The sequence below is a fragment of the Microbacterium trichothecenolyticum genome (assembly GCF_041938625.1).
Taxonomy (GTDB): domain Bacteria; phylum Actinomycetota; class Actinomycetes; order Actinomycetales; family Microbacteriaceae; genus Microbacterium; species Microbacterium trichothecenolyticum_D.
Window position 1 is genome coordinate 2,767,407 of the sequence record NZ_CP169427.1, and the last position, 25,532, is coordinate 2,792,938.

Here is a 25,532-nt window from a genome sequence, read left to right on the forward strand (position 1 = left end):
GGTGCGGCACCCCGTCGCTCAGAGGTGCGTCAGGCGAAGGCCTCGATGGGCGGGCAGGCGCACACGAGGTTACGGTCGCCGTAGGCCTGATCGATGCGGCGGACCGGCGGCCAGTACTTCGTGCGCACCAGGGTGTGCACCGGGTACACGGCGAGCGCGCGCGAGTAGGGGTGCTCCCACGAGCCCGCGATCACGGACTCGGCGGTGTGCGGGGCGTTCGCAAGCGGATTGTCGGCCGCGGGCCACTCCCCCGCGGCGACGCGGTCGGCTTCGGCCTTGATCGCGATCATGGCCTCGATGAAGCGCTCGATCTCGGAGAGGTCCTCGGACTCCGTCGGCTCGACCATGAGCGTGCCCGCGACCGGGAACGACATCGTCGGGGCGTGGAAGCCGTAGTCGATGAGGCGCTTGGCGACGTCGTCGACCGAGACGCCCGTCGCCTCCTTCAGCGGACGCAGGTCGAGGATGCACTCGTGGGCGACGAGTCCGTCCTCGCCGGTGTACAGCACCGGGTAGTGGTCCCGCAGGCGCACCGCGATGTAGTTCGCGGCGAGCACCGCGGCGGCGGTGGCCGACCGCAGCCCCTCGGCGCCCATCATGCGCACGTACGCCCACGAGATCGGCAGGATTCCGGCCGATCCGTGCGGTGCGGCCGAGATGGGTCCGCCGTCGAACACGCCGCCCGCGTGGTCCTTGCGCTGCGACAGCGGGTGCGACGGGAGGTAGGGCGCGAGGTGCGCCTTCGCCGCCACGGGGCCGACGCCGGGGCCGCCACCGCCGTGCGGGATCGCGAACGTCTTGTGGAGGTTCAGGTGAGAGACGTCGCCACCGAGGTCGCCGAAGCGCGCGTAGCCGAGGAGCGCGTTGAGGTTCGCGCCGTCGACGTACACCTGGCCACCGGCGTCGTGCACGGCCTGGGTGATGTCGAGCACGTCGTGCTCGTACACGCCATGGGTCGAGGGATACGTGATCATCAGCGCCGCGAGCTCGCCGGCGTGCGCCGCGATCTTGGCGCGCAGGTCGTCGAGGTCGACGTTGCCGGCCTCGTCGCAGGCGACCACGACGACGCGCATGCCCGCGAGCACGGCGGATGCCGCGTTGGTGCCGTGCGCCGACGACGGGATGAGGCACACCGTGCGGGCGAGGTCGCCGTTGGCACGGTGGTAGCCGCGGATCGCCATGAGGCCCGCGAGCTCGCCCTGCGAGCCCGCGTTGGGCTGCAGCGACACCGCGTCGTACCCGGTGACCTCGGCGAGCCACACCTCGAGCTGCTCGATCATCGCGAGGTAGCCGTGCACGTCGTCCTCTGGCGCGAACGGGTGCACGCGCGAGAACTCCGGCCAGGACACGGCGGCCATCTCGGTGGCCGCGTTGAGCTTCATCGTGCACGAGCCCAGCGGGATCATGCCGCGGTCCAGCGCGTAGTCGCGGTCGGACAGCTGCTTGAGGTAGCGCATCATCGCCGTCTCGGACCGGTGCGAGTTGAACACCGGGTGCGTGAGGAACTCCGAGGCTCGGTGCAGTCCGGACGGCACGCCCGCCAGGGGCGCAGCATCCGTGAATGCAAGCACGCGCTCACCCTGCTCGCCCGCGCCGAGGAACTCGTTCTCGGGCAGTCCGAAGGCCCACGCGACGGCAGCGAGGTCATCCGCCGTCGTCGTCTCGTCGACCGAGACGCCGACGGTCGCGTCGTCGGCCCAGAACAACTGGAATCCCCGCGAGCGGGCGCGCTCGATGACACGGCGCGACGAACCGGGGGTCGCCACCCGCAGCGTGTCGAAGAACGAGTCCGAGCGCAGCGACAGACCGTACGAGCGCAGGCGGGCGGCGAGCGCCTCGGCCTTCTTCGCGACGTCGGTCGCGATCGCGCGGAGGCCGTCCGGTCCGTGGTAGACCGCGTACATCGATGCCATCACCGCCAGCAGCACCTGCGACGTGCAGATGTTCGACGTGGCCTTCTCGCGGCGGATGTGCTGCTCGCGCGTCTGGAGGGCGAGGCGGTAGGCGGGGTGGCCCGCGGCATCCTGAGAGACGCCGACGAGGCGCCCCGGGAGCTGCCGCTCGAGGCCCTGGCGCACCGCCATGTACCCGGCGTGCGGGCCGCCGAAGCCGAGCGGGACCCCGAAGCGCTGCGTCGTGCCCACCGCGACGTCGGCCCCGAACGACCCCGGCGAGCGCAGCAGCGTGAGCGCGAGGAGGTCGGCGGCCGCCACGACGAGCGCGCCCGCGACGTGCGCGGCGTCGACGACGCCGGACGGATCCCAGACGTTTCCCGATGCGCCCGGGTACTGCACGAGCACTCCGAACAACTCGTCGGGAAGCACTGCACCCCGCGCGAGGTCGAGTTCGACGAGCGAGATTCCGACGGCGGCCGCGCGGTGCGCGAGCAGCGCCTTCGTCTGCGGAAGCGCGTCGGCGTCGACCACGAACACGTTCGACGCCGACTTCGAGGCGCGCCGGGCCACCAGCATGCCCTCGACGACGGCGGTCGCCTCGTCGAGCATCGACGCGTTCGCGGTAGCGAGCCCGGTGAGGTCGGTCACCATCGTCTGGAAGTTGATGAGCGCCTCCAGGCGCCCCTGCGAGATCTCGGGCTGGTACGGCGTGTACGCCGTGTACCAGGACGGGTTCTCGAGCACGTTGCGGGCGATCACCGACGGCGTGAGCGTGTCGTAGTAACCCAGTCCGATCATCGGCCGCGCCGAGCGGTTCTGCGACGCCAGCACGCGCAGCTCGGCGAGCGCCTCAGCCTCGGTCGCGGCGGGCGGGATGTCGCTCGTGGAACGAGGCTTGGCATGGATGGATGCCGGGACCGCCGCCTCCACGAGCGCGTCGACGCTGTCGTAGCCCAGCGCGTCGAGCATCGTGCGCTGGGCCGCAGCATCCGTCCCGATGTGACGATCGGCGAACAGACCCGTCATTCGGCGCCGCCCGTGAGCGAGATGTACGCATCGCGGTCGAGGAGATCGGCCACGGCGGCCGGGTCGACCGTGATCTTGACGAGCCAGCCGGCGCCGAACGGGTCGGCGTTCACGAGCGACGGGTCGTCGACCACGGCGTCGTTGACCTCGACGACCTCGCCGGTGAGCGGCGCGTAGAGCTCGCCGACCGACTTCGTGGACTCGATCTCGCCGACGACGGTGGCCGCAGTCACCGAGCTTCCCACCGCGGGCAGCTCGACGAACACGACGTCACCGAGCTTGTCGGCGGCGTACGAGGTGATGCCGACAGTGGCGACGTCACCGTCGAGGGCGACCCACTCGTGCTCGGCGGTGTACTTGAGGGCGGTGAGATCGGTCATTTGTTCCTCCGGTAGAAGGGCAGGTCGGTCACGGTGGCGGGGATGCGGGTACCCCGCACGTCGATGAAGAGCTCGGTTCCGGGGGCGCTTGCGGCAGGCGAGACGAACGCCATGGCGATGGGATGCCCCAGGGTCGGGCTGAGCGCGCCGCTCGTGACCTCGCCGACCGGCGCCGCAGCGTCGGCGCCGTCGAACACGGCATAGCCGGCACGGCCGGCGCGGCGGCCCTCACCGGTGAGGCCCACGAGCACCGGGGCGTCGGATGCGACCACCGCGCCGAGCCCCGCCTTGCCGACGAAGTCGTCCTTGCCGGCCGCCACGACGCGGCCGAGCCCTGCCTGCGCGGGGACGATGTCGAGCGACAGTTCGTGGCCGTACAGCGGCATCCCGGCCTCGAGGCGCAGCGTGTCCCGTGCGGCGAGACCGGCGGGCACGAGACCGCGCGGCTCCCCCGCGGCGAGAAGGGCGTCCCACAGGGCCGCGGCGACGTGGTTCGGCACGAGCAACTCGAAGCCGTCCTCGCCGGTGTAGCCCGTGCGGGCGATGAACAGGGGCTCGCCGTCGAACGCTCCGGCCGACCACGCGTAGTACCCGAGGTCGGCGAACGCGGGGGCGACGCCGGCGATGCCCGCCGTCGCCTCGACGATCTCGCGCGCCGCAGGACCCTGCACGGCGACGAGCGACGTGTCGTCCGTCTGGTCCTCGAGCACGGTCTCGAAGCCGCCGATGCGCTCGGCGAACGCCGTGGCGACGGCATCCCGGTTCCCGGCGTTCGCGATCACGAGGAAGCGGTCGTCGGCCATGCGGTAGACGATGACGTCGTCGACGATGCCGCCGGACTCGGCGAGCACGAGCGAGTACTTCGCCTTGCCGACGCGCATCGGCGAGATCGCGCCGGCGAGCGCGTAGTCGAGGAAGGCCGACGCGTCGGGGCCGGTGATGAGGAACTCGGCCATATGCGAGATGTCGAAGAGGCCGGCGCCGCTGCGCACGGCGTGGTGCTCGGCGAGGTCGGAGCTGTAGCGCACCGGCATGAGCCAGCCGCCGAAGTCGGTGAAGGAGGCGCCGAGCGCCTCGTGGCGGTCGTGCAGAGCAGTCGTACGGAGTTCTGTCATCGAGTTCTCCCGGTCGCGGACGGGCAGACGCCGGACGGCGCCTGTGAACTCCCCCTCTGTCATGGACCTGAGAGCTTCACCCGCGAGGAGCGGGCTTTCACCGTCGGCGGATACTCGCTGCGCGAGGATCGCTTTCCAGAGTCGGCCTGCCCGAACGGTACGCGTACCTGAGAGATTGGCGGGGAGGCTTGCTCCTTCGGTGCTCGGCGATCGCGCTGCCGAGGCTCTCCCGCCCGGGTGATGGGCCGATATTGACTTGCGCAGCAAGCATACCGGTCGGTGCCGTCAGCCGACGCAGTCGCCCGTCGACACACGATCGGTCGCGGCGCCGGCGAGCTCGGCGACGGGCTCGAGCTCCTTCATCGTCATCGCGTAACCGAGGTCCTCGTCGTTCTCGGCGCGCGCGAACACGACACCGGCGACTTCCCCGCCGCCGGTCAGCAGCGGACCGCCCGAGTTACCTGGGCGCACGACGGCTTGCAGCGAGTAGATCTCGCGCGGGGTGGACGTTTCGTCATAGATGTCGGGGATCATCGCCGTACCTGTCGAGCGCACGGAGGCGGCGGTCATCGTGAACGGCCCGCCGAGGGGATAGCCCTGCACGGCCGCGGAGCTGCCTGCCGTCAACGTCGATGCGCGCCGCAGCGGGCTCGCGCCGAGGTCATCCACGGCGATCACGGCGAGGTCGTCGACGGGGTCGAAGTAGACGATGCGCCCTTCGCGTGCCGGCCGGCCGGGCAGTTCGACCAGCGGGAGGTCGACTCCCGCCACCACGTGGGCGTTCGTCACCACTCGGTCGGCCGCGATGACGAATCCGGATCCGGTCGCGCCCCGCCCGCACGCGTAAGCGGTGCCCGAGACGCGGGCGACGGACGCCGCAGCCGCCGCAAGCTCAGGATCGTCGAGGGCGACAGGCGGCTGGGTCGGCGTCACACTCGAGGGGCCGAGAAGCTCGCCGAGGCGCGGGATGCCCTCGTCGAGAAACGCCGATCGGAGCTCCGCCATCGCCGCCTCGACGGGTGGCGGGACCGCTGTCTTGATGCCATTGACGATGTACGACGAGCCGACCGCCGCCGAGATGCCGGGGATGCCCGCGGCCACGAGCGGGGGCGCGACGAGTGCGAGGGCCAGTCCCCCGGCGATGACGGCCGCCACGCCGCCGAGGAAGCGCTCCACCCAGCGGAGCTTGAGTCGATCGGCGCCGGATCGCAGCAGGGACCCGATCCAGGCGCCCAGGGCACCGCCCGCGAAGAGGAGTCCGACGACGGTCGCGATCACTGCGACCGTGCGCCATGCGGGCGAGGGCACCACACTGCTGACGAGAGGCGCCAGCCACGATGCCGCGAAGGCTCCGGCCGCGAGGCCCGCAAGGGTGCCGATGCTCGCGAAGAAACCGCGGCGGAGTCCCGCCACCAGCGCGAGGACGAGGAGCAGCACGATGATGACGTCGACGACGATCATTCCCGTGCCCTCCGGTCGGCCATTCCACGCTCCGCCAGAGTACGCACCGTGCCTGTGAACGCACCCGGACGACGCGCCGCGCTCTCGCCCGGCCAACCCACCCTGTTACAGCGGGGGTTTGGCTTCTGGTCAGAGTGACACTATGATCGAACCCGACAGTTAGAGTCACTATGACCAGAACAGCATCCGACACCCACTCCCCCGGCGCAGCCGCCGACACCGACACGATCCGCGTCGCGGTGTCGACGGTGATCTTCACGCTCCGGCGACTCCCCGGCAGCGACGCCGTCCAGGTCGTGCTCCCGCTCGTGCGCCGCACGCGCGATCCGCACGAGGGCCAGTGGGCGCTTCCTGGCGGATGGCTCGACGTGACGGAAGGACTGGATGCCGCGGCATCCCGCACCCTCGCAGAGACGACCGGGCTGGCACCGAGCTATCTCGAGCAGCTGTACGCATTCGGGGCCGTCGACCGCTCCCCGACCCGTGTCGTCTCGATCGTGTACTGGGCGCTCCTGCGCGCCGACGAGATCACCGACGCCACGGTCGAGAACGTGCAGTGGTTCGATGCGGCAGCACTCCCCGAGCTCGCCTTCGACCACAACGAGATCGTCGACTACGCACTCTGGCGCCTGCGCAACAAGGTCGGCTACAGCCGCATCGCCCACGGGCTCCTCGCCGACGAGTTCACCCTCGCCGACCTGCGCGAGGTGTACGAGGCGATCCTCGCTCGGCGCCTCGACCCGGCGAACTTCCGCAGGCAGGTCGAGAACTCCGGCACCCTCATCCCCACCGACCGCTTCCGCACCGGAAGCCACCGCCCCGCGCGGCTCTACCGCTACAACCAGGACGTCGAGCTCGCCGACCGCGGCCCGCTCGACGCCCGCCACTGACCCACCGAACGGAGCACCCGACATGCCTGCCGTGAACATCACCCTCCACCCCCGGCCCGAGCTCGACCCCTCGGTCGACCACGAGATCCAGGCGATCGTCGCGGGTGTGCTGCAGGGCGAGACCTGCAACACCGATCTCGCCGCCGGGCCGTGGGACTTCGACACGCGCCCCGGATACGGTCCCGGCTCGTCGATGGGCGACGTGATCCCCACGGGCTCACCGCGCCAGGGCGAGCTGCCCCGCGAGTATCGCGAGGCCTCCGAGGCCGAGCTCGACGAGCGCATCCGCGCCGCGAAGGCGACGCTGGGCGACCGCGTCGTCGTGCTCGGGCACTTCTATCAGCGCGAAGAGGTCGTCGTGCACGCCGACTACGTCGGCGACTCGTTCCAGCTCGCGAACGCGGCCCTCGAGCACCCCGACGCGGAAGCCATCGTGTTCTGCGGTGTGCATTTCATGGCCGAGACCGCGGACCTGCTGTCGCGTCCCGAGCAGGCCGTGATCCTCCCGAACCTCGCCGCCGGCTGCTCGATGGCCGACATGGCCGACATCGACCAGGTCGAGGAGTGCTGGGAGCAGCTCGCCGAGATCTACGGCGACATGGACGAGACGGATGCTGAGGGCCTGGTGCCCGTCATCCCCGTGACGTATATGAACTCCTCTGCCGCGATCAAGGGCTTCGTCGGACGCCACGGCGGCATCGTGTGCACGTCGTCCAACGCGCGGACGGTGCTGGAGTGGGCGTTCCAGCGCGGGCGCCGCGTGCTGTTCTTCCCCGACCAGCACCTCGGCCGCAACACCGCGAAGGCGATGGGCGTGCCGCTCGAGCAGATGCCGATGTGGAATCCGCGCAAGCCGCTCGGCGGCTCCGACGCCGGCACGCTCGCCGATGCCCGCGTCATCCTGTGGCACGGGTTCTGCTCGGTGCACCGCCGCTTCTCGGTCGACCAGATCGACAAGGCCCGCGCCGAGCACCCGGGCGTGCGGGTGATCGTGCACCCCGAATGCCCGATGGAGGTCGTCGACGCCGCCGACGAGGCGGGCTCGACGGACTACATCCGCAAGGCGATCGAGGCCGCGTCCGAACCCACCACGTTCGCCATCGGCACCGAGGTGAACCTGGTGCAGCGCCTCGCTGCCGACCACCCGCAGCACACGATCTTCTGCCTCGACCCGGTCGTCTGCCCCTGCTCGACGATGTACCGCATCCACCCCGGCTACCTCGCCTGGGTGCTCGAGGGGCTCGTGGCGGGCGAAGTCCGCAACCGCATCACCGTGCCGGACGCGGTCGCGGCGCCGGCTCGTGTGGCCCTGGAGCGGATGCTGGCGGCCAAGCCTCCGGCAGCGCCCGCGGCCGCGTGGGAGAACGCCTCATGACCAGCGCCATCGTGGTCGGCTCGGGCATCGCGGGGCTGCTCACGGCGCTGCACGCCGTCGAGCACGGCTGCCGTGTGACGCTCGTCACGAAGGACGTGCTCGAGCACGCCAACACCCGCTACGCGCAGGGCGGCATCGCCGGCGTGATGTTCGACGAGGACAGTGCCGACGACCACGTGCGCGACACGCTGGTCGCCGGCGCGGGACTCGGCGACCCAGAGGCGGTCCGGGTGCTCGTCGAGGAAGGTCCCGTACGCATCCGCGAGCTCATCGCCCTCGGCGTCGCGTTCGACCGCGACGACTCCGGCGGCTTCGTGAAGGGCCTCGAGGCCGCGCACTCGTACCCGCGCATCCTCCACGCCGGCGGCGACGCCACCGGCACGGCGATCGAGAAGGCGCTCGTCGCCCGCCTGCGCGCGAGCGACGTCGCCGTGATCGAGCACGCGTTCCTCGCGGGTCTGCAGCTGACGGACGGTCGCGTCACGGGTGTCGAGCTGCTCATCGGGGAGACGGATGCTGCCGCCGGCCGCCGCGAGATCATCACCGCCGACGCGGTCGTGCTCGCAACGGGCGGCGCGGGCGAGCTGTACGCGCACTCCACCAACCCCGAGGTGGCCACCGGCGACGGCATCGCCGCAGCCATCCGCGCCGGTGCAGAGGTGCGCGACCTCGAGTTCTTCCAGTTCCACCCGACGATCATCGGCACCGGCGACGCGTTCCTCGTGTCGGAGGCGGTGCGAGGCGAGGGCGCCACGCTGATCGACGAGGTCGGGCGCCGGTTCGCGTTCGATGCGCACCCCGACGGCGAGCTGGCTCCCCGCGACGTGGTTGCCCGCGCGATCGCCCGGCAGATGGAACTTCAGGACGGGCGGCCCGTCTTCCTCGACGCGACGCACATCCACTCGGAGGACGCCGCCGAGCGCGCGGCGTTCCTCGCCCGCCGCTTCCCGACGATCGACCGCGCCGTGCGCGAGCGGGGCCTGGACTGGGCGCGCGAGCCGATCCCCGTGACGCCGGCCGCGCACTACCTGATGGGCGGCGTCCGCACCGACCTGTTCGGCCGCACCACCCTCCCCGGGCTGTACGCCGTGGGCGAGGTCGCGCGCACCGGAGTCCATGGTGCCAACCGCCTGGCCTCGAACTCGCTGCTCGAGGGCGCCGTGTTCGGCGCGCGTGCGGGTGACGTCATCGCCGGGGACGCGACATCCGGATCCTGGCCCGCCTTCGCGACTCCCGTCTCCCCCGCCGACAGAGACCACCGCTCACCTGTCGCGAAGCGCCGTTCCGCGAGGCAAGTCGTGACAGGTGAGCAGCAGAGCATCGGGATGCCAGGGCCCGCGGTGGGCGTCGAGGCGCCGGCGTTCTCGCGGCCGGCGCTGCAGGAGCTGCTCTGGGATGACGCGGGACTCGTGCGGGATGAAGCGGGTCTCGAGCACGCGGCATCCGTCGTCGCGGTCTGGCGCGCGCAGCAGCGCACCCCCGTGACCGAGCACGACTTCGAGGATGAGAACCTGCTGCTCGTGGCCGAGCACCTCGTCGCGGCCGCCCGCGCTCGGCGGGAGTCGGTCGGCGCGCACTTCCGGTCGGACGGCACGCCCGCGGAAGCGCCCGCCCTGCTCGCCACGGCGCGGGGCGCCACCGCTGCGCGCGCCCACGCCGCTGACCTCTCGAAGGAGCCCGTCGCATGCTGACCCGCGCCGTGATCGACCGTGCCGTGGCCGCCGCCCTCGAAGAGGACGCGCCGTGGGGCGACCTCACCAGCGAGGCGCTGATCCCCGAGAACGCCGTCGCCCGCGCGGACCTCGTCGCGCGCGAGCGGGGCGTGTTCTCGGGTGGCGAGGTCTTCGAGGCGGCATTCCGGCTCACCGACCCCACCATCGAGGTCGAGCTCGTCGTCGAGGACGGCGAGTGGTTCGAGCCCGGCGCCGTGCTCGCGGTCGTGACGGGCCCGGCGCGCGGGGTGCTCACGGCCGAGCGGATCGGCCTCAACTTCGTGCAGCGGATGTCGGGGATCGCGACGCTCACCGGCACGTACGTGGCCGAGGTCGCCCACACCGGCGCGCGCATCGCCGACACGCGCAAGACCACCCCCGGCCTCCGCGCCTTCGAGCGCAAGGCCGTGCGCGACGGCGGCGGCCGCAACCACCGCCAGTCGCTGTCGGACGCCGTCATGGCGAAGGACAACCACCTCGCGGTGCTCGCGCAGAAGGGCGTCTCGCCCACGGCTGCGCTCGTCGCCGCCAAGGACCTCCTCCCCCACACGACGCACATCGAGGTCGAGGTCGACCGGCTCGAGCAGATCGAGCCCGTGCTCGCGGCAGGCATCGGCACGATCATGCTCGACAACTTCTCGCTCGACGACCTCCGCACGGGCGTGGCACAGGTGGCGGGCCGCGCGACGGTCGAGGCGTCGGGCGGGGTCAACCTCGACACCGTGCGCGCGATCGCCGAGACCGGCGTCGACGTCATCTCGGTCGGCGCGCTCACGCACTCGGCACGCGCACTCGATCTCGGGCTCGACGTGCGGATCGACGCCGCCTGACCCTCCCCGGGAGCACCCCCATGAGCATGCTCTACCTCGACAACGCGGCGACCACGCCGGTGCGACCCGAGGTGCTCGAGGCGATGATGCCGTATCTCACCCGCTGGTACGGCAACGCATCGAGCCACCACACCGTGGGTGAGGCGGCGGCCGACGCCCTCGCCGACGCCCGCGCACGCGTGGCCCGCGTTCTCGGCCTCCGCGCCGGCGACATCGTGTTCACCTCCGGCGGCACCGAGGCGAACAACCTCGCGATCAAGGGCATCGCGATCGCCGGGGCGCTGCGCCGCGAGGACCGTCGCGCGCACGTCGTGACCACGCCAATCGAGCACGAGTCGGTGCTCGAGTCCGTCGATTACCTGGAGCGTGTGCACGGGTTCGCCACGACGCGCGTGCACGTCGACGAGCACGCACGCGTGTCGACGGATGACGTCGCCCGGGGCCTTCGCGACGACACCGTGCTCGTGAGCATCGGCTACGCGAACAACGAGGTCGGGACGGTTCAGGATGCCGCGGCCCTGGCCTCCGTCGCCCGCGAACGGCGGATCCCGCTCCACCTCGACGGCGTGCAGGCCGCAGGGTGGCTGTCGCTGTCGGCCGACGAGCTCGGGTACGACGCGATCTCGCTCGCCGGACACAAGCTCGGCGCCCCCAAGGGCACCGGCGTGCTCGGCGTCCGCGGCCGGATCCCCCTCGAGCCGCTGCTGCACGGCGGCGGGCAGGAGCGCGGCCGCCGCAGCGGCACCGAAGACGTGGCGGGCGCCGTCGGCTTCGCCACGGCCCTGGAGCTCGCCGAAGCCGAGCGGGTCGAGGCATCCGCTCGCGTGTCGGCCATCCGCGACCGCTTCATCGCCCGTGTGCTCGAGCGTGTGCCGTCGGCACGGCTGACCGGCGACCCGGTGCACCGCCTCGCCGGCACGGCGAGCTTCACGTTCGCCGGCACGAGCGGCGAGGCCGTGCTCCTCGAGCTCGAACGGCGCGGCATCGTGTCGTCCAGTGGCTCGGCGTGCGCGGCGGGCAGCGACGAGCCCTCGCATGTGCTGCTCGCGATGGGCATCGCCCCGGCCCTCGCGCAGACCGCGGTGCGCTTCACCTTCCCTCGCTGGCTGAACGCGCCGCTGGATGCGGTCGCCGACGCGGTCGAGGCATCCGTCTCGGCGGTGTCCGAAGCGGGGCGCTGAGGCGCGGGCGAGACGCGACGTCACACCTGCTGCGGGCGGATCCCGGACCTTCCGAGCGACCGTAGGATCGGGACGTGCCCCCCGCCGTGACCGTCATCGTCCCTGGCTACGACGTGGCCCTCTATGCCACCGAGGCGATCGACTCCCTGCGCGCGCAGACGCGCGACGACTGGGTCGCGATCCTCGTCGACGACGCCTCGACCGACGAGACCGGTGCACTGTTCGACGCGGCGGCGGCGGCGGACGGGCGGTTCCAGGTCGTGCATCATCGCGAGCGGAGCGGGCTCGGCGCGGCGCGCAACTCCGCGCTCGACCTCGTCCGCACCCCGTTCGTCGGCTTCCTCGACGCCGACGACCGGCTCACGCCGACCGCGCTCGAACGCCTCGTGGGCACGGTGGCCGCCAGCGGCAGCGATTTCGCGCTCGGCGCCTACGTGCGGCTGCGCCCCGACAGCGCCGGCGGATACGAAGCCGGCAGCGTGCAGCCGTGGGTCGCGGCGGCGACAGCCCCTGCGCGTGTCGGCACCACCCTCGAGCAGCACCCCGAGGCATCCGGCAACATCGTCGCGTGGTCGAAGGTGAGCCGCACCGACCTGTGGCGGCGCACCGGCCTGCGGTTCCCCGAAGGCAAGGCGTACGAGGACCAGATCGTCGCGCAGCAGATGTACACACGCGCCCGCGCGTTCGATGTCATCCCCGACGTCGTCGTGGAATGGCGCGAGCGCGCGGACGGCTCCTCGATCACCCAGCACAAGGGCGAGCTCCCCGTGCTCCGCGATTACCTCGAAGCGCTCACCGGGGGCATCGCGGTGCTGGATGCGGCGGGCCAGCCGCGGGCCGCAGCATCCCGTGTCCGTCTCATCCTCGCGATGGACCTGCCGCCGCTCGTCGACCTCGCCCGCGATCACGTCGACGACGCCTACCGGCGCGAGCTCGGCGAATTCGCGCGCACCCTGTGGTCGCGCAGCGACGGGGCCGTGCTGTCGGACCCGGCCGCCACGGCACTCGCTGCCGCACGTCTCTGGTGAGGACGACGCGCCGCGGGGTGCGGGAGCTCAGTCCTCCCGCCACTCCGGATCGCCGACGCTGCCGCGACCGGCGGCGAGCACCTCTTCCGGGGTGACCACCGGCGCGTCGGGCGCGGTGTCCGCCCGGCGATCGGGGTGGTCGGCGGGGGGCTCGGAGTCCTCGGCCTCGAGGATCCTGGTGGTCGCGAGCTGCTGCGCCGCGAGCTCGGCGTACAGCCCGCCCTGGGCCAGGAGCGAGGCGTGCGTGCCCGACTCGACGATGCGCCCGGCCTCGACCACATGGATGACGTCGGCCGCGATCACCGTCGACAGGCGGTGCGCGATCGACAGCGTCGTGCGGCCGCGCGCCGCGGCATCCAGCGCCTCCTGCACGACCCGCTCCGAGACGGTGTCGAGCGCCGACGTCGCCTCGTCGAGAAGCAGCACCGGCGGGTCTTTCAGGAGCACCCGCGCGATCGCGATGCGCTGCTTCTCCCCGCCCGACAGCCGGTACCCGCGCTCGCCCACGACAGTGTCGTAGCCCTTCTCGAAGCGCTCGATCACGTGATGGATGTTCGCCGCGCGGCAGGCGGCCTCGACCTCGGCATCGGTCGCCTCCGGCTTCGCGTACCGCAGGTTCTCGCGGATCGTGGCATGAAAGAGGTACGTCTCCTGCGACACGATGCCCACGTTGTCGATGATCGACTCCTGCGTGAGGCGCCGGACGTCTTCACCGGCGAACAGGACGGAGCCGCCGGATGCCTCGTACAGGCGCGGCGTCAGGTACAGCACGGTCGTCTTGCCCGCGCCGGACGGCCCGACGAACGCGACGTGCTGGCCGGGCTCGGCCGTGAACGAGACGCCCTGGAGCGTCGCGCGGGCGTCGGCTGCGGCATCCGGATATCGGAACTCCACATCGCGGAACTCGATGCGCCCGATCGGCCCGGGGGCGTCGGCGACGTCAATGGCGTCGGGGGCGTCGCGGATGGCCGGCACGAGATCGAGGTACTCGAAGATGCGGGCGAACAGCGCCGACGACGTCTGGAGGTCGAGCGAGACGCGCATGAGCCCCATGAGGGGCATGAGGAGTCGCGCCTGCACCGTGGTGAACGCGACGATCGTGCCCGCCGTGATGGCGTCGGTGCCGCCGCCGATGAGGTAGCCCGACACGAGGTAGATGATCGCGGGCACGCTCGCCATGATCACCTGGACCACGGCGAAGAAGCCCTGGCCGCTCATCGCACGCCGCACCTGCAGGCGCACCTGGTTCACGTTCTCGTCGGCGTACCGCGTCGACTCGGTGCGCTGACGGTTGAACGACTTCGACAGCAGGATGCCCGAGACGCTCAGGGTCTCCTGCGTGATGGCGGTCAGCTCCGAGAGCGACTCCTGGGTCTCGCCGGCGATCCGGGCCCGGACCTGGCCGACCCGGCGCTGCACCAGGATGAGGAACGGCATGAGCACGACGGCGATGATCGTCAGCCGCCAGTCGATGAGGATCATCGCGACGAGCGAGGCGACGACCGTGACGGTGTTGCCGAGGATGCTGGTCACGGTGTTCGTGAGCACACCCGAGACGCCGCCCACGTCGTTCTGGAGTCGCGATTGGATGACGCCGGTCTTGGTGCGCGTGAAGAAGCCGAGCTCCATCGACTGCAGGTGGTCGAACAGCTTCACCCGCAGGTCGCCGGTGACCCGGTTGCCGACCGTCGAGGTGAGCCATGTCTGCACGACGCCCACCGCCGCCGACAGCAGGAAGAGCGCGATCATCGCGAGCACGAGCTTGAACAGCAGCGGGAGGTCGGGCGGCGAGCCGTCGACGGGGAACAGCGCGTCGTCGAACACGCGCTGCACGAGCAGCGGCGGGATGACCGCGATGCCGGCGCCCGCGACGACGAGCACGCCTGTGATGAGGATCGACCACTTGTACGGCCGGAAGAGCGCGACGACGCGCCGACCCAGATTCGGGATCTCGGGCGCTTCGGCGTTGGCGCGCCGTTGCGCCTCGGTGTCTACCGGCCGGAAGCCCGGGTGCCCTCCCCCGCCTCCACCGCCGCGCATGCTCACGTAGCCAGCCTAATGAGCGCCGCCGACGCTAGGCTCGAGCCATGACCTCGACTCCGGACCGGCCCGAACACGACGGCAGCGACCTCGCGGAACTCCGCGAAGAGATCGACGCCCTGAAGGCGATCCCGCACGAGGAGATCGTGAACCCGCTTCCGAAGAACCTCGAGGAGCGCGAGCCCGAGGCCGAGCCGACCGACGCGATCGGCTCCGAGAAGTGGGACGACGCGGAGCCCGGGCGCTCGGACAGCTGACCCGGCGGATCGCCTGATCGCCGACATCCCATCCCCCGGAGCGGGAATGGGATGTCGGAACCTGTGGTTATCTTGAGGGCTTGCCATCCTCGGGTGGCACATCGCTGTCCATCCGAGCCTCGAGGAGACCCATGGCCGCCATCGAAACGACACCCGGAACCGGCAGCATCCCCGCTGTTCCGAGCAGCGCCGCCGGTGCGGCGCCGAAGCTGCGCCCCGAAGAGAGCCGCGTCATCTGGCTGCTGCTCGCCGCGGCGTTCGTCGCCATCCTCAACGAGACGACGATGGGCGTCGCGATCCCGCACCTCATCACCGATCTCGGGATCACCGCGCTCGCCGCGCAGTGGCTGACGACCGCATTCATGCTGACGATGGCCGTGATCATCCCGATCACCGGCTTCCTGCTGCGCCGCTTCACGACGCGCACGATGTTCGTCGCCGCGATGAGCCTCTTCTCGGCCGGAACCCTCATCGCATTCCTGTCGCCCGGGTTCCCGATGCTGCTCGTCGCACGCGTCGTGCAGGCGTCCGGGACCGCGATCATGATGCCGCTGCTCATGACGACGCTCATGACCGTGGTTCCCGCCGCCATCCGCGGTCGCATGATGGGGCGCGTCAGCATCGTGATCTCGCTCGCTCCTGCGATCGGGCCGACCCTCGCGGGCGCGATCCTCAACAACTTCGAGTGGCGCTGGATCTTCGGCATCGTCCTGCCGATCGCGATCGTGGCACTCGTCGTCGGCGCGCGCTGGATCCACAACCTCGGCGAGACGACCCACGCCCCCATCGACGTGCTCTCGGTCATCTTGTCGGCGCTCGGCTTCGGCGGTCTCGTCTTCGGCCTGAGCCAGCTCGGTGCCGGCGGGCACGGCGGCGGGGCGGATGCCGCGGCTGCGGCCGCCGCCTCGACCACGACGCTCATCGTCTCGCTCGCCGTCGGCGTCGTGGCGCTCGGCCTGTTCGGCTGGCGCCAGGTCGTGCTCCAGCGCAAGGACGACGCGCTGCTCGACCTGCGGGTCTTCCGCAGCGCCAACTTCTCCCTGTCGATGGGACAGATGGTGATCATGTCGATGGCGTTCTTCGGCGCGATCACGGTCGTGCCGCTCTACCTGCAGGACGTTCTCGGCGTGGACCCGCTCACGACCGGTCTCGTCGTGCTGCCCGGCGCCCTCGCCATGGGTCTCGCCGGTCCGGTCATCGGTCGCATCTACGACCGCTGGGGCACGACCGTGCTGCTCGTGCCCGGCGCCGTGATCACGAGCGCGATGCTGTGGTTCTACACGACGTTCGGCACCGAGACCCCGGTGTGGCTCGTCGCCGTGACGCAGACGATCCTGTCCCTCGGTCTCGCGCTGTCCTTCACGCCCCTCTTCACCGCTTCCCTCGCATCGCTCCAGCCGAAGTTCTACTCGTACGGCTCGGCGGTCGTCGGCACCGCCCAGCAGGTCGCCGGCGCCGCCGGCATCGCGCTCATGTTCGGCGTGATGGCTTCGGCGTCGGCCGGCGCCACAGCGTCGGGTGCGGACGAGGTTGCGGCGGGCGCCGCCGGGACGCACGCCGCGTTCCTCACCGCTGCGATCCTCTCGCTCCCGCTGCTGGTCGGCGCGTTCCTCATCCGCAAGCCTGCCGATGCGCCGATGGGCGCGCCCGCCGGCCACTGACCGAGGTATCACACGGAAGCCCCACCCCTCGACAAGGGGTGGGGCTTCCGCGATTCTGGATGCGCCCGAGACCCGATGGGAAGGCAGCACCATGATCGTCAGCACTCCGGACCTCGACGGCGCGACCGGCCATGTCGCCGAGATGTACGACGGGGACCTCCGCGGAGACGGCTTCGTCTTCGGTCACACGCGTGCGATGGCGATCAACCCCGAGGCCCACCAGGCGTTCGAGGCGCTGATCCGGACCATCGTGCCCTCGATCGGCCTGCGCAACTACGAGCTCGCCACACTCGGTGCCGCGCGCGCGATCGGCTCGGACCACTGCCTCCTCGCCCACGGCCGCAAGAGCCTGCGGGCCGGCATCCTCGATGAGGACCAGCTCGCCCGACTCGCGCGCGAGGGCGCGGACGCCGACCTCGACGAGACAGACCTGGCAGTGGTCGCCTACGCCGAGAAGCTCTCGACGGATGCCGCCACCATGACCGACGCCGACACCCAGCGTCTGCGCGACCTCGGGTTCACCGATCGACAGATCGTCGACATCACGCTCGCCGCTGCCGTGCGCAACTACTTCAGTCGTGCACTGCTGGCCCTGGCCGTGCCCGTCGACGACGTGCCGGGTCTCAGCCCCGAGCTGGTCGCGGCGCTGCTCGCGCCGGCACAGGCCGCGCGCGGCGACGTCAGTGGTGGATGACGGCCTTCAAGAGGATGAGCACTCCGCCGAAAGCGGCGGTGATGAGGGCGCTGAGGATGCGCGGAACCCAGTGTGTGCTCCAGCGCGCGACGGCGATCCAGCCCAGCGCGCCGAGCATGACCGTGTTGGCGATGAGAGCGATCCAGAGCGCGGTGGTGTCTTCGACGACGCGCGTCGCCCCGAGCAGCAGGATGATGAGCGGCGGCACAGACGCGAGCAGCATGCCACCCGATTGGCGCGCAGACGCACGGAGGCTGGCGCGCAGTCCGGCCTGACCATCGGTGGCGGCCAGGCGACCGAGCGTGCCGGCGAAGACGTGAGCGGCGAAGAACACGATCACCGTGACGGCGACGGTGACCAGAGCCTCCCACGAGGTGCCCTTCGCAGAGACGACGATCATGCCCGACACGAGGATCAGTCCGTAGATCGCCTCCTCCGACATGAGGATGCGGCCGACCCGCGGGGTGATGTGAAGCTGTTCGTCGGTCATCGCCGGCGCGTCGAGGTGTGAGCCGAGCGTCAGGTCAGTCGATGCTGCAGCTGCCGCCGCCGCAGCACGAACCGGCGGACTCGACCACGGTGAGGAGGTTCTTCTCGTCGGGGACGGGAGCGAGGGTGATCGGGGCGGGCTGCTGCGAAGTCGTCATAGCGACCATGCTACCTATGGGAACGGCGTCCTCGGCCGCCGAAGCCTGCGGACCGGCCGTCGCTCAGAGCGGCACTCCCCCGTTCTGGCAGGTCGGGCAGTACTGCGCAGACGTTCCTGAGAACGTCAGGTCGCGGATGGTGTCATTGCACACCGGGCAGGCATCGCCGGTGCGCCCGTGGACGCGCATCGCGGCCACCTTGTGGGCTTTGAGCTGGTCGATGGGCACCCCGATCCGGGCATCGATCGCCCCGCGGACGGTCATCAGGGTCGCCTCGAACAGCCTGTCTGCCTCGCCCTCGTCGAGCGATGCTGCGTGGGTCACCGGAGACATCTTCGCGAGGTGCAGGATCTCGTCGGAGTAGGCGTTGCCGATACCCGCGAGCGATTCCTGCTCCTGCAGGATCGCCTTGATCTGCTTGCGGCGCCTGCCCAGCGCGGCGTCGAACTGGTCGCGCGTGAAGGCGGGGTCGGCGGGATCGGGCCCGAGCTTCGCGATCGCGGGCACCTCTCCAGCGTCGCCGACGACGAAGAGCCCGAGCGACACCCAGCTGCCGGCGTCCGTCACCTCCAGGCCGCGGTCCCCCGAGAGGACGAAGGTGGCAAGCGCCGGCGGCGCATCTGCGGCGAGCTCCGCGGGATCAGCATCCGGCGCGGCGCCGAGCCACCGCATCCATCCATGACGACCGAGTGATACCACGAGGCTCGACTCATCGAGCACGAGCTCCACATGCTTGCCGTGGCGCCGCGAGCCGGTGATCGTGCGCCCGGTGATGGTCGCCGGGGGTGCGGCACGCGTCTTGACGGTGCGGAATTCGAGCACATCGACTCCGCGGATCTCTCGACCGGATGCCTCGTCAGCGAGGAACCGCGCGAGAGCCTCGACCTCCGGCGACTCAGGCATGGCCCCATCCTGCCACCGGGCCCCGACACCCGGTCGAGATCACGCGTGGGCGGGCGGTGCGGGATCAGGCGCGCGCGTCATGCGCGCGCCCTCACCGCGTCGAGCAGGCCGCCGCGCGAGCGGGCGAGGAAGTCGTCCTGGTCCTGGCCGACCCCGTGGAGGAACAGCTCGTCGGCCCCGGCCACCACGAGGGCGGCCAGGCGCTCGGCCGCCTTCTCCTCGTCGGACGAGATGAGCACGCCGTGCTCGAGTGCGTCGACATCGCTGAGGTCGGCGAGGCGGTCGAAATCCTCGGGTTGCATGAGATCCCACATGAGCTCCGCGGGCACGGTCGCATGGCGCCACTGATCGGCGGCGATGCGACGGGCCTCGGCGTCCGAGTCGGCCAGGCTCACGTGCACCTGCACCGCGCACCGGCCGCGGCCGCCGGCATCCCGGTATGCGGCGATGATCGCGCGGATCTGATCCGCGTCGTGCCCCACCGTGATGAGGCCGTCAGCCCAAGAGGCCGCCCACGCGGCCGTGGGCTCCGATGCCGCAGCGGCTCGGAGCCGCGGTGGATCGGCGGGGCGCGACCAGATGCGGGCGTCGTGCACCCTGACGAGCCCGTCGTGGTCGACACGTTCGCCGGCGTGCAGACGGCGGATGACGTCGACGACCTCCAAGAGGCGATCCTCGCGCTGCGGCTTCGGCGGCCAGGCGTCGCCCGTCACATGCTCATTGAGGGCCTCACCGCTGCCGAGCGCGCACCAGAACCGTCCCGGGAACATCTCCCCGAGCGTCGCCATCGCCTGAGCCGAGATCGCCGGGTGATACCGCTGACCGGGCGCACTGACCACACCCATCGGAAGGGCGGTGGTCGCCATCGCCGCGCCGAGCCAGCTCCACGCGTGCGCCGATTCGCCTTGCGCAAGACCCCACGGAGCGAAGTGGTCGGAGCACATCGCACCGTCGAAGCCGGAGCGTTCCGCCTCCTGCACGGCGGCCAGCAGGCGCGACGGCGGGAGCTGTTCGTGTGAGGCGTGGTAGCCGAGGAAGACCATGCACCCCAGCCTGCGCGGCGGTCGGCGAACCGCCCACGTCGTTGCGGGCGCAGGATCGACGTGCTAGCGGATGCCGCTCCACCGCGCTGCGCGGTTCGCCCCGGTGTTCGCCTAGCGGGATGTTCAAGAAACTAACCTTCGCCCGCTGAGTATTTCGCTTCCGAGAGTTTTGTGGTCGAATGAAACCCATCCCTCCACCTCATCGTCTGGCGGGACGGACGAGGGAGATCACTCGTGACAGAGAGCGCTGCGCCGTCGGCAGCACCAACCGAGGGGCGTCGACCCGACGTGGCGGGCATTCTCGAGCAACTGCGGCTCGCCGAGGCGAGGCTCGCCCGGCGGCGCGAGCAGCAGACCGGCATGAACGAGACGGACCGCGCAGCCATGCGCTATCTGCTCGAGCGTGTCGACTCCGAGGAGGTCACGCCTTCCATGATCGTGAAGGCCCTGCACCTCTCTCCCGCTTCGGGCACCGCCCTCATCGACCGCCTCGTCGCACGCGGACTCGTCGTCGTCGAAGCTCACGCGTACGACCGGCGCAAGAAGGTCATCCGATCGTTCGACCGGAACATCGGCCCGGACCACTTCGACCCGCTCACGACGCAGCTGCGCAGCCTCGCGTCGGAACTGCCCCCGGACGACGCCCGCGTCGTCGCGAGCTTCCTCGAGGACGTTCTCGCGTTGATCTCGGGGACCGCGATCTCCGCCACCTGAGGACGCTGGTCAGCACCAGAGATGCTCGCCGCAGGACGCCGCGCAGAGGGGTTTGACGCCCGGCGCGCGATCTGCGTGCGCGACCCGCCGCCGAGGGCGTCCTAGGGTGATCGGATGCGGGAGTTCATCGGAGGGGTCGGTCTGCTCGGCCGCGGCTTCACGCAATGGCGACGCCGGCCGGGTCTCATGGCTCTCGGCCTCGTGCCCGCCGCGATCGTCGGTCTGCTGATCCTCGGCGGGCTCGTCGCACTGAGCGCCTCCCTCCCGGCGCTCACCGAGGCGATGACGCCGTTCGCCGACGCATGGCCGGGCGTGTGGGCCACCGTCTTCCGCATCGCGGTCGGCACAGCGCTCCTCGGCGCTGCCCTCGTGCTGGTGGCCGTCACGTTCACCGCGCTGACGCTGCTGGTGGGCGAGCCCTTCTACGAGCGGATCTGGAAGGCGGTGGAGACGGATGCCGGCGTCCCGGCGTTCGAGGCCGGCTACGGATTCTGGCGCACCGTCGCGGACGGCCTTTCGCTCATCGCCCGCGGTGTCGGCATCGCACTCGTGGCCGCGCTGATCGGCCTGGTCCCGGTCGTCGGCGGGGTGGTGAGCACCGTCTTCGCGGTGCTCTTCACGGGGTGGCTGCTCGCCGACGAGCTGAGCTCACGCGCGCTCACCGCACGCGGGCTGACGAGGCGCGCGCGCAAGGAGCTGCTGCGCCACCGTCGCGCCCGCGTCCTGGGATTCGGTGTCGCGACGCAGCTGTGCTTCCTGGTCCCGCTCGGCGCGGTCGCGACGATGCCGGCTGCGGTGGCCGGAGCCACGCTGCTCGCCCGGTCGCTGCTCGAGTCTGCCCCGCCGACGGCGCAGGCTCGGCCGTGACCTGAAGGCCGGCGTCGCAGCATCGGTCACTCGGTCTTGGCGCCTTCCACGGCGACCTCGACGAGATGCGGGATCGCCCGGTCGATCGTGGTCATGGTCGCCGTCAGCGAGATCCGGAAGTGATGCGGCTGCTCGAACAGGGAGCCCGGCATCACGTACACGCCCCGCTCCTCGAGCGCGTCGCAGAACGCCTGGGCGTCGCCGCCCGGCGCCTTGCCCCACAGGTAGAAGGTGCCCTCCGGCCGGGTGAGCTCGTAGCCGGCATCCGTGAGCGCGCCGTACATGCGATCGCGCTTGCGCGCCAACTCTGCCATGTCGATCGAGAGGTGCTCGAGCTCGGGCACCGAGTACTGCATGACCGCGTCGGGGAAGCCCCAGCCGATGGCGAGGCCCAGGGGGAAGAGTGCGGCGCGCAGCTCCTCCCGTTCCACTGCCGGGATGAGCGGCGACAGTGCGAGATAACCGAGCCGCGCGCCAGGCGCGAGCAGCACCTTGCCGTAGCTGTAGTCGATCACCGTCCACGGGTAGAACGCGGCGGGGCTCGTGAATTCGACGCCATCGAAGCGGATGCGGCGGTACGGCTCATCCGACAGCAGCCAGATGCGGCGGCCCTGCGCGCGCGATGCCTCGTCGAGCACTGCGGCGAGCGCCTCCCACGTCGACCGCGGATAGACGCGACCGGTCGGGTTGGCGGGTGAGTTGACGACGACGATCCTCGTGCGAGGAGTGATCGCGCGCGCGATCGCGTCGATATCGAGGTCGAACGTCCCCGGGGCGAGCTCCACGCCGACCGGGACGAGGTCCGCGGCGCGCAGCATCGGCGGATAGCAGAACCACCCGGGCACCGGGATCACGACCTCATCGCCCGCGTCGGCCAGCAGTGCGAACGCGAGCGACATCGCGCCGAAGGCGCCCTGCGTCATGGCGATGTCGTCAGGGTCGAAATCGAGTCCCAGCTCGCCGGACAGGGCAGCGGCCACGACCTCCTGCGCCGATCGCTCACTGCTCTTGTACGCGTACCAGTCGACGGACTGGGGCTCCGCGTGCAGCCGGATGGCGGCCGGCAGTCCGGGCAGAGCCATCTCGTGCGGGTTGCCGAAGGTGAAGACCAGCGCCTCCGGGTCGGACGCGACGACCTGCATGCGCGAGAAGTAGGACGCGACGACGTCCACCGCCGCCTTCGCCGCCGTCGCCCGTGTCGACATCGCCATAGCTGTCACCTCTCGCCCCAGTGCCGATCCGTGATCCCGCCCAGGATCCCAAGTGGCGGGTGACGCGTCAATCACCCCTGGCGTCGACCCCATGCACAGTTGTTCCCCACCTGCCGGATGCTACCGTCGCCCGGGCGGGACGAGCGGAGGACGAATGATCGACGACCCTGAGCTGGGGCTCGTACTCGGAGGCGGTGGTGCATTCGGCGCCGCCCACGTCGGCGTTCTGCAGGTGCTGGCCGAGCGAGGCATCCGTCCCGGCATCGCAACCGGCACGAGCTCGGGCGCCCTGGTCGCCGCCGCCTACGCCGCGGGTCTGGAGCCGCACGCCATCGAGCGCGCCGCACGCACGTTCCGCTGGAGCGCGATCGCGCGCTGGTCGCTGACTCCGCGCTGGGGTCTGCTCGACACCACCGCGATCGTCGATGCCGTTGCGCGCACCCTCGGCGAGGATCCGCACATCGAGCACCTGCCCCGCCGATTCGCCGCCTACGCCACCGATCTGCGCACGCGGCGAGGGATCATCCTCGACGAGGGTCCGTTGAGCGCCGCCCTCCGCGCGACGGTCGCGGTGCCCGGACTCCTCCCTCCGGTCCGCCGCGGCGATGCGCTGCTCGCGGACGGCGGCATGATCGACAACGTCCCGGTCGCCGCGGCGCGCGCCCTCGGCGCCACGCGCGTGATCGTGGTGCGGCTGCACGCGAAGTGGGAGAACGTGCGCATGATGCGCACCGTCACCCGCACCGCGGATCTCGTCGCCGACCCGTCGGTCGTGCTGATCCAGCCCGAGATGGAGGGCATGGCGCAGTGGCGGATGACCGACGTGCCGCGACTCATCGAGGAGGGGCGCCGCGCGGCGACGACGGCATTGGATGCTGCGGCACCGCGCGACCCCGCATTCCGCTCCGCTGCGGAGCTCGTGGCCGAGTAGCCCCGAGGCGCCGGAGCCTCGTCTTCACATCCGCGCGTACCGCGCGCGGGCGAAGCAGAAGACGCCGTAGATGATCAGGCCCACGGCGACCACCCAGAGGATCGCAGGTCCGAAGGGCAGACCGGCGAGCGTGTGGAGCGCAGCATCCAACCCGCCGGCTGTCTGCGGATCGTGGGCGACGGCCGCCACGACGAACAGCGCGCCCGCAACCGCCACGGCGATGCCCTTCGCGACGTAGCCGACCACGCCGAACGTCACGATCCCCTTGCGTGCGACCCCCGTCGGCAGATCGAGGTGCTTCTCGAACGCGCGCGTGAACCCCCGGACGACGAAGGCCGCGCCGATGGCGAAGATGATGAGCCCGACCAGCACCAGGAGGAAGATGCCGCCGGGAGTGCTCATGAGCTGCGCGCTGAAGGTCTGCGACGACTGCGACGAGTCGGAGCTGCCACCGAGCGCGTAGACGAGCGCTGTGAACGCGATCGCGAGGTACACGACGGCGGTGCCGATGTACTTCACGCGGTAGCCCCACTTCTTCTTCGTGTCCGGGTTCCGCTCCAGGAACGCCTGCGCCACCTGCCACACAGCGAGCGCCGCGAGCCCGACGACGATCGCCCAGAGCAGGAACACCCCGAGAGGCGTGCTGCGGATCGCCTCCATGGCGCCGCCCTGATCGGCCTCTCCTCCGCCGCCGGTGGCGACCGAGATGGCGATGAAGCCGATGACGATGTGCACGACGCCCAGCACGACATAGCCGATGCGGGCGATGGTCCGGAATGCGGGCGACTCCGTCGCTGCCCGCGCCGCGTTCTTCGCAGTGGTCATTCGCGAAGCGTATCGCCGCGGATTCCCGCAGGATTGGGGGTTGAAATCCGCGCGAGAACCGTACTCAGGCGTCCGGCTCCGCGGAGGACGCCCGCGACGACATCGCCCTCCGGACGCGGTAGGCCTGCATCGCACTCCACACCAGGCAGGCCACCGCGATGCCCTCCAGCAGACCCGCGAGCACGTCGCTCGCCCAGTGGGCGTGGAGGTAGGTGCGGCTCCACATCATGTAGACGACCCAGACCACCCCGAGCGTCCACACGTACCAGCGACGCAGCAGCAGTCCCAGTGTCACGGCGATGGTCGTCGCCACGGCAGTGTGACCCGATGGGAACGAGGTGTCGACGCTCTCGGCGAGCGACTCCGACGGCCGCACCCGCGCGATGATGGCGGCCATCGGGGCGCCGATCGCGGTCACCGTGACGATGGCGACCGCGAGGGTCGCAGCCTCCCACCGTCGTCGCCGCCAGAGGAAGATCACGATGATGAGGAGCCCGACGACGGGGGCGCCGATCACGCCGCCGACGATCGCAGGCACCCAGGCCATCACCACGCCCACGTCGCTCAGCCCGGCGAGCATGACGTCGTCCCACCACACGTCGACGGGAAGGGGGTCGTGTCCGCCCAGGCCCACGGCGAAGCGGAGCACAACGAACAGGACGGTGGCCACCACGCCGATCACCAGGACGGTCGCACGGTGGGGATCGGGGTGCGGAAGCGGCTCCTCGGGCGCCGCAGCGATCGGCGCGCCACCGCCCTGGGGTTCTTCGTTCTCGCCCACGCGACCATTGTGGACGCGGGCGAGCCCTCCGCGCGTCCTCTTGCCGTCGACGGTCTCCGTGTCGT

Annotated in this window: 24 protein-coding genes and 2 riboswitches; of the genes, 12 read left to right on the forward strand and 12 right to left on the reverse strand. The window is 71.0% G+C overall.

The genetic code is table 11. The annotated features are described in order from the left end of the window. Positions 1-29 precede the first annotated feature (29 nt). The 4 genes from gcvP to ACEYYH_RS12930 all read right to left on the reverse strand — a co-directional run bounded on the left by gcvP (position 30) and on the right by ACEYYH_RS12930 (position 5,877). Entirely contained in the window at positions 30-2,921 is a 2,892-nt protein-coding gene (gcvP, locus tag ACEYYH_RS12915; RefSeq protein ID WP_374974777.1) for an aminomethyl-transferring glycine dehydrogenase, read from the reverse strand. Then, positions 2,918-3,301, reverse strand: coding sequence for a glycine cleavage system protein GcvH (gene gcvH / locus ACEYYH_RS12920; protein WP_374974778.1), 384 nt, complete (start codon positions 3,299-3,301; stop codon positions 2,918-2,920). Before gcvH ends, gcvP begins: the two co-directional genes overlap by 4 nt. Next, the gene (gene gcvT / locus ACEYYH_RS12925) at positions 3,298-4,416 is read right to left on the reverse strand and encodes a glycine cleavage system aminomethyltransferase GcvT (protein WP_374974779.1); all 1,119 of its coding nucleotides are present in this window, start codon (positions 4,414-4,416) and stop codon (positions 3,298-3,300) included. Before gcvT ends, gcvH begins: the two co-directional genes overlap by 4 nt. 46 nt (positions 4,417-4,462) lie before the next feature. Then, a riboswitch (glycine riboswitch) is annotated at positions 4,463-4,561 on the reverse strand. Next, positions 4,562-4,658: riboswitch (glycine riboswitch) on the reverse strand. A gap of 43 nt (positions 4,659-4,701) precedes the next feature. Beyond that, positions 4,702-5,877, reverse strand: a complete 1,176-nt coding sequence (locus ACEYYH_RS12930) for a MarP family serine protease (protein WP_374974780.1) — start codon at positions 5,875-5,877, stop codon at positions 4,702-4,704. 170 nt (positions 5,878-6,047) lie between these two features. Between ACEYYH_RS12930 and ACEYYH_RS12935 the strand changes: the two genes are divergently transcribed. The 6 genes from ACEYYH_RS12935 to ACEYYH_RS12960 all read left to right on the forward strand — a co-directional run bounded on the left by ACEYYH_RS12935 (position 6,048) and on the right by ACEYYH_RS12960 (position 12,893). Continuing rightward, positions 6,048-6,767, forward strand: a complete 720-nt coding sequence (locus tag ACEYYH_RS12935) for an NUDIX domain-containing protein (RefSeq protein WP_374974781.1) — start codon at positions 6,048-6,050, stop codon at positions 6,765-6,767. Positions 6,768-6,789: 22 nt separating this feature from the next. Next, on the forward strand, positions 6,790-8,142 hold the full coding sequence (gene nadA / locus ACEYYH_RS12940; RefSeq protein ID WP_374974782.1) for a quinolinate synthase NadA: 1,353 nt from the start codon (positions 6,790-6,792) through the stop codon (positions 8,140-8,142). Beyond that, a complete protein-coding gene (gene nadB / locus ACEYYH_RS12945; protein WP_374974783.1) occupies positions 8,139-9,833 on the forward strand; it encodes an L-aspartate oxidase in 1,695 nt (564 codons plus the stop codon). Before nadA ends, nadB begins: the two co-directional genes overlap by 4 nt. Next, a complete protein-coding gene (gene nadC, locus ACEYYH_RS12950) occupies positions 9,827-10,684 on the forward strand; it encodes a carboxylating nicotinate-nucleotide diphosphorylase (RefSeq protein ID WP_374974784.1) in 858 nt (285 codons plus the stop codon). The genes nadB and nadC overlap by 7 nt, the downstream gene beginning before the upstream one ends. Positions 10,685-10,710: 26 nt before the next feature. Beyond that, entirely contained in the window at positions 10,711-11,865 is a 1,155-nt protein-coding gene (locus ACEYYH_RS12955) for a cysteine desulfurase family protein (protein ID WP_374978219.1), read from the forward strand. A gap of 74 nt (positions 11,866-11,939) precedes the next feature. After that, positions 11,940-12,893, forward strand: a complete 954-nt coding sequence (locus ACEYYH_RS12960) for a glycosyltransferase family 2 protein (RefSeq protein WP_374974785.1) — start codon at positions 11,940-11,942, stop codon at positions 12,891-12,893. 27 nt (positions 12,894-12,920) lie between these two features. Here the strand turns inward: ACEYYH_RS12960 and ACEYYH_RS12965 are convergent, their stop codons facing one another. Beyond that, a complete protein-coding gene (locus ACEYYH_RS12965) occupies positions 12,921-14,933 on the reverse strand; it encodes an ABC transporter ATP-binding protein (RefSeq protein WP_374978220.1) in 2,013 nt (670 codons plus the stop codon). Positions 14,934-14,980: 47 nt separating this feature from the next. On the opposite strand from ACEYYH_RS12965, the gene ACEYYH_RS12970 reads away from it, so the two are divergent. From ACEYYH_RS12970 to ACEYYH_RS12980, 3 genes are all read left to right on the forward strand, one after another. Then, complete coding sequence (locus ACEYYH_RS12970; protein WP_374974786.1) at positions 14,981-15,190, forward strand: hypothetical protein; 210 nt, start codon at positions 14,981-14,983, stop codon at positions 15,188-15,190. Between the two features lie 131 nt (positions 15,191-15,321). Then, positions 15,322-16,851, forward strand: coding sequence for a DHA2 family efflux MFS transporter permease subunit (locus ACEYYH_RS12975; protein WP_116196616.1), 1,530 nt, complete (start codon positions 15,322-15,324; stop codon positions 16,849-16,851). A gap of 91 nt (positions 16,852-16,942) precedes the next feature. Then, on the forward strand, positions 16,943-17,545 hold the full coding sequence (locus tag ACEYYH_RS12980; protein ID WP_374974787.1) for a carboxymuconolactone decarboxylase family protein: 603 nt from the start codon (positions 16,943-16,945) through the stop codon (positions 17,543-17,545). On the opposite strand, the gene ACEYYH_RS12985 is transcribed toward ACEYYH_RS12980, so the two are convergent. From ACEYYH_RS12985 to ACEYYH_RS13000, 4 genes are all read right to left on the reverse strand, one after another. Further along, on the reverse strand, positions 17,532-18,035 hold the full coding sequence (locus ACEYYH_RS12985) for a hypothetical protein (RefSeq protein WP_116196614.1): 504 nt from the start codon (positions 18,033-18,035) through the stop codon (positions 17,532-17,534). The two genes, ACEYYH_RS12980 and ACEYYH_RS12985, sit on opposite strands and share 14 nt — an antisense overlap. A 34-nt stretch (positions 18,036-18,069) precedes the next feature. Further along, a complete protein-coding gene (locus ACEYYH_RS12990) occupies positions 18,070-18,192 on the reverse strand; it encodes a hypothetical protein (protein ID WP_275426024.1) in 123 nt (40 codons plus the stop codon). A gap of 63 nt (positions 18,193-18,255) precedes the next feature. Beyond that, on the reverse strand, positions 18,256-19,095 hold the full coding sequence (locus ACEYYH_RS12995) for a DNA-formamidopyrimidine glycosylase family protein (RefSeq protein WP_374974788.1): 840 nt from the start codon (positions 19,093-19,095) through the stop codon (positions 18,256-18,258). Positions 19,096-19,172: 77 nt separating this feature from the next. Then, positions 19,173-20,138: a TIGR03885 family FMN-dependent LLM class oxidoreductase gene (locus tag ACEYYH_RS13000; RefSeq protein ID WP_374974789.1), complete on the reverse strand. Its 966-nt coding sequence runs from the start codon at positions 20,136-20,138 to the stop codon at positions 19,173-19,175. Between the two features lie 234 nt (positions 20,139-20,372). On the opposite strand from ACEYYH_RS13000, the gene ACEYYH_RS13005 reads away from it, so the two are divergent. Further along, a complete protein-coding gene (locus ACEYYH_RS13005) occupies positions 20,373-20,852 on the forward strand; it encodes a MarR family winged helix-turn-helix transcriptional regulator (RefSeq protein ID WP_374974790.1) in 480 nt (159 codons plus the stop codon). 114 nt (positions 20,853-20,966) lie between these two features. After that, positions 20,967-21,719: an EI24 domain-containing protein gene (locus tag ACEYYH_RS13010; protein ID WP_374974791.1), complete on the forward strand. Its 753-nt coding sequence runs from the start codon at positions 20,967-20,969 to the stop codon at positions 21,717-21,719. A gap of 26 nt (positions 21,720-21,745) precedes the next feature. Here the strand turns inward: ACEYYH_RS13010 and ACEYYH_RS13015 are convergent, their stop codons facing one another. Beyond that, positions 21,746-22,930, reverse strand: a complete 1,185-nt coding sequence (locus ACEYYH_RS13015) for an aminotransferase class I/II-fold pyridoxal phosphate-dependent enzyme (protein WP_374974792.1) — start codon at positions 22,928-22,930, stop codon at positions 21,746-21,748. A 154-nt stretch (positions 22,931-23,084) separates the two neighbouring features. On the opposite strand from ACEYYH_RS13015, the gene ACEYYH_RS13020 reads away from it, so the two are divergent. Then, the gene (locus ACEYYH_RS13020) at positions 23,085-23,861 is read left to right on the forward strand and encodes a patatin-like phospholipase family protein (protein WP_374974793.1); all 777 of its coding nucleotides are present in this window, start codon (positions 23,085-23,087) and stop codon (positions 23,859-23,861) included. A gap of 24 nt (positions 23,862-23,885) precedes the next feature. Here ACEYYH_RS13020 and ACEYYH_RS13025 read toward each other — a convergent pair whose 3' ends face one another. Then, on the reverse strand, positions 23,886-24,686 hold the full coding sequence (locus tag ACEYYH_RS13025) for a DUF1206 domain-containing protein (RefSeq protein ID WP_374974794.1): 801 nt from the start codon (positions 24,684-24,686) through the stop codon (positions 23,886-23,888). 64 nt (positions 24,687-24,750) lie between these two features. Next, on the reverse strand, positions 24,751-25,467 hold the full coding sequence (locus tag ACEYYH_RS13030) for a phosphatase PAP2 family protein (RefSeq protein ID WP_374974795.1): 717 nt from the start codon (positions 25,465-25,467) through the stop codon (positions 24,751-24,753). Positions 25,468-25,532 lie beyond the last annotated feature (65 nt).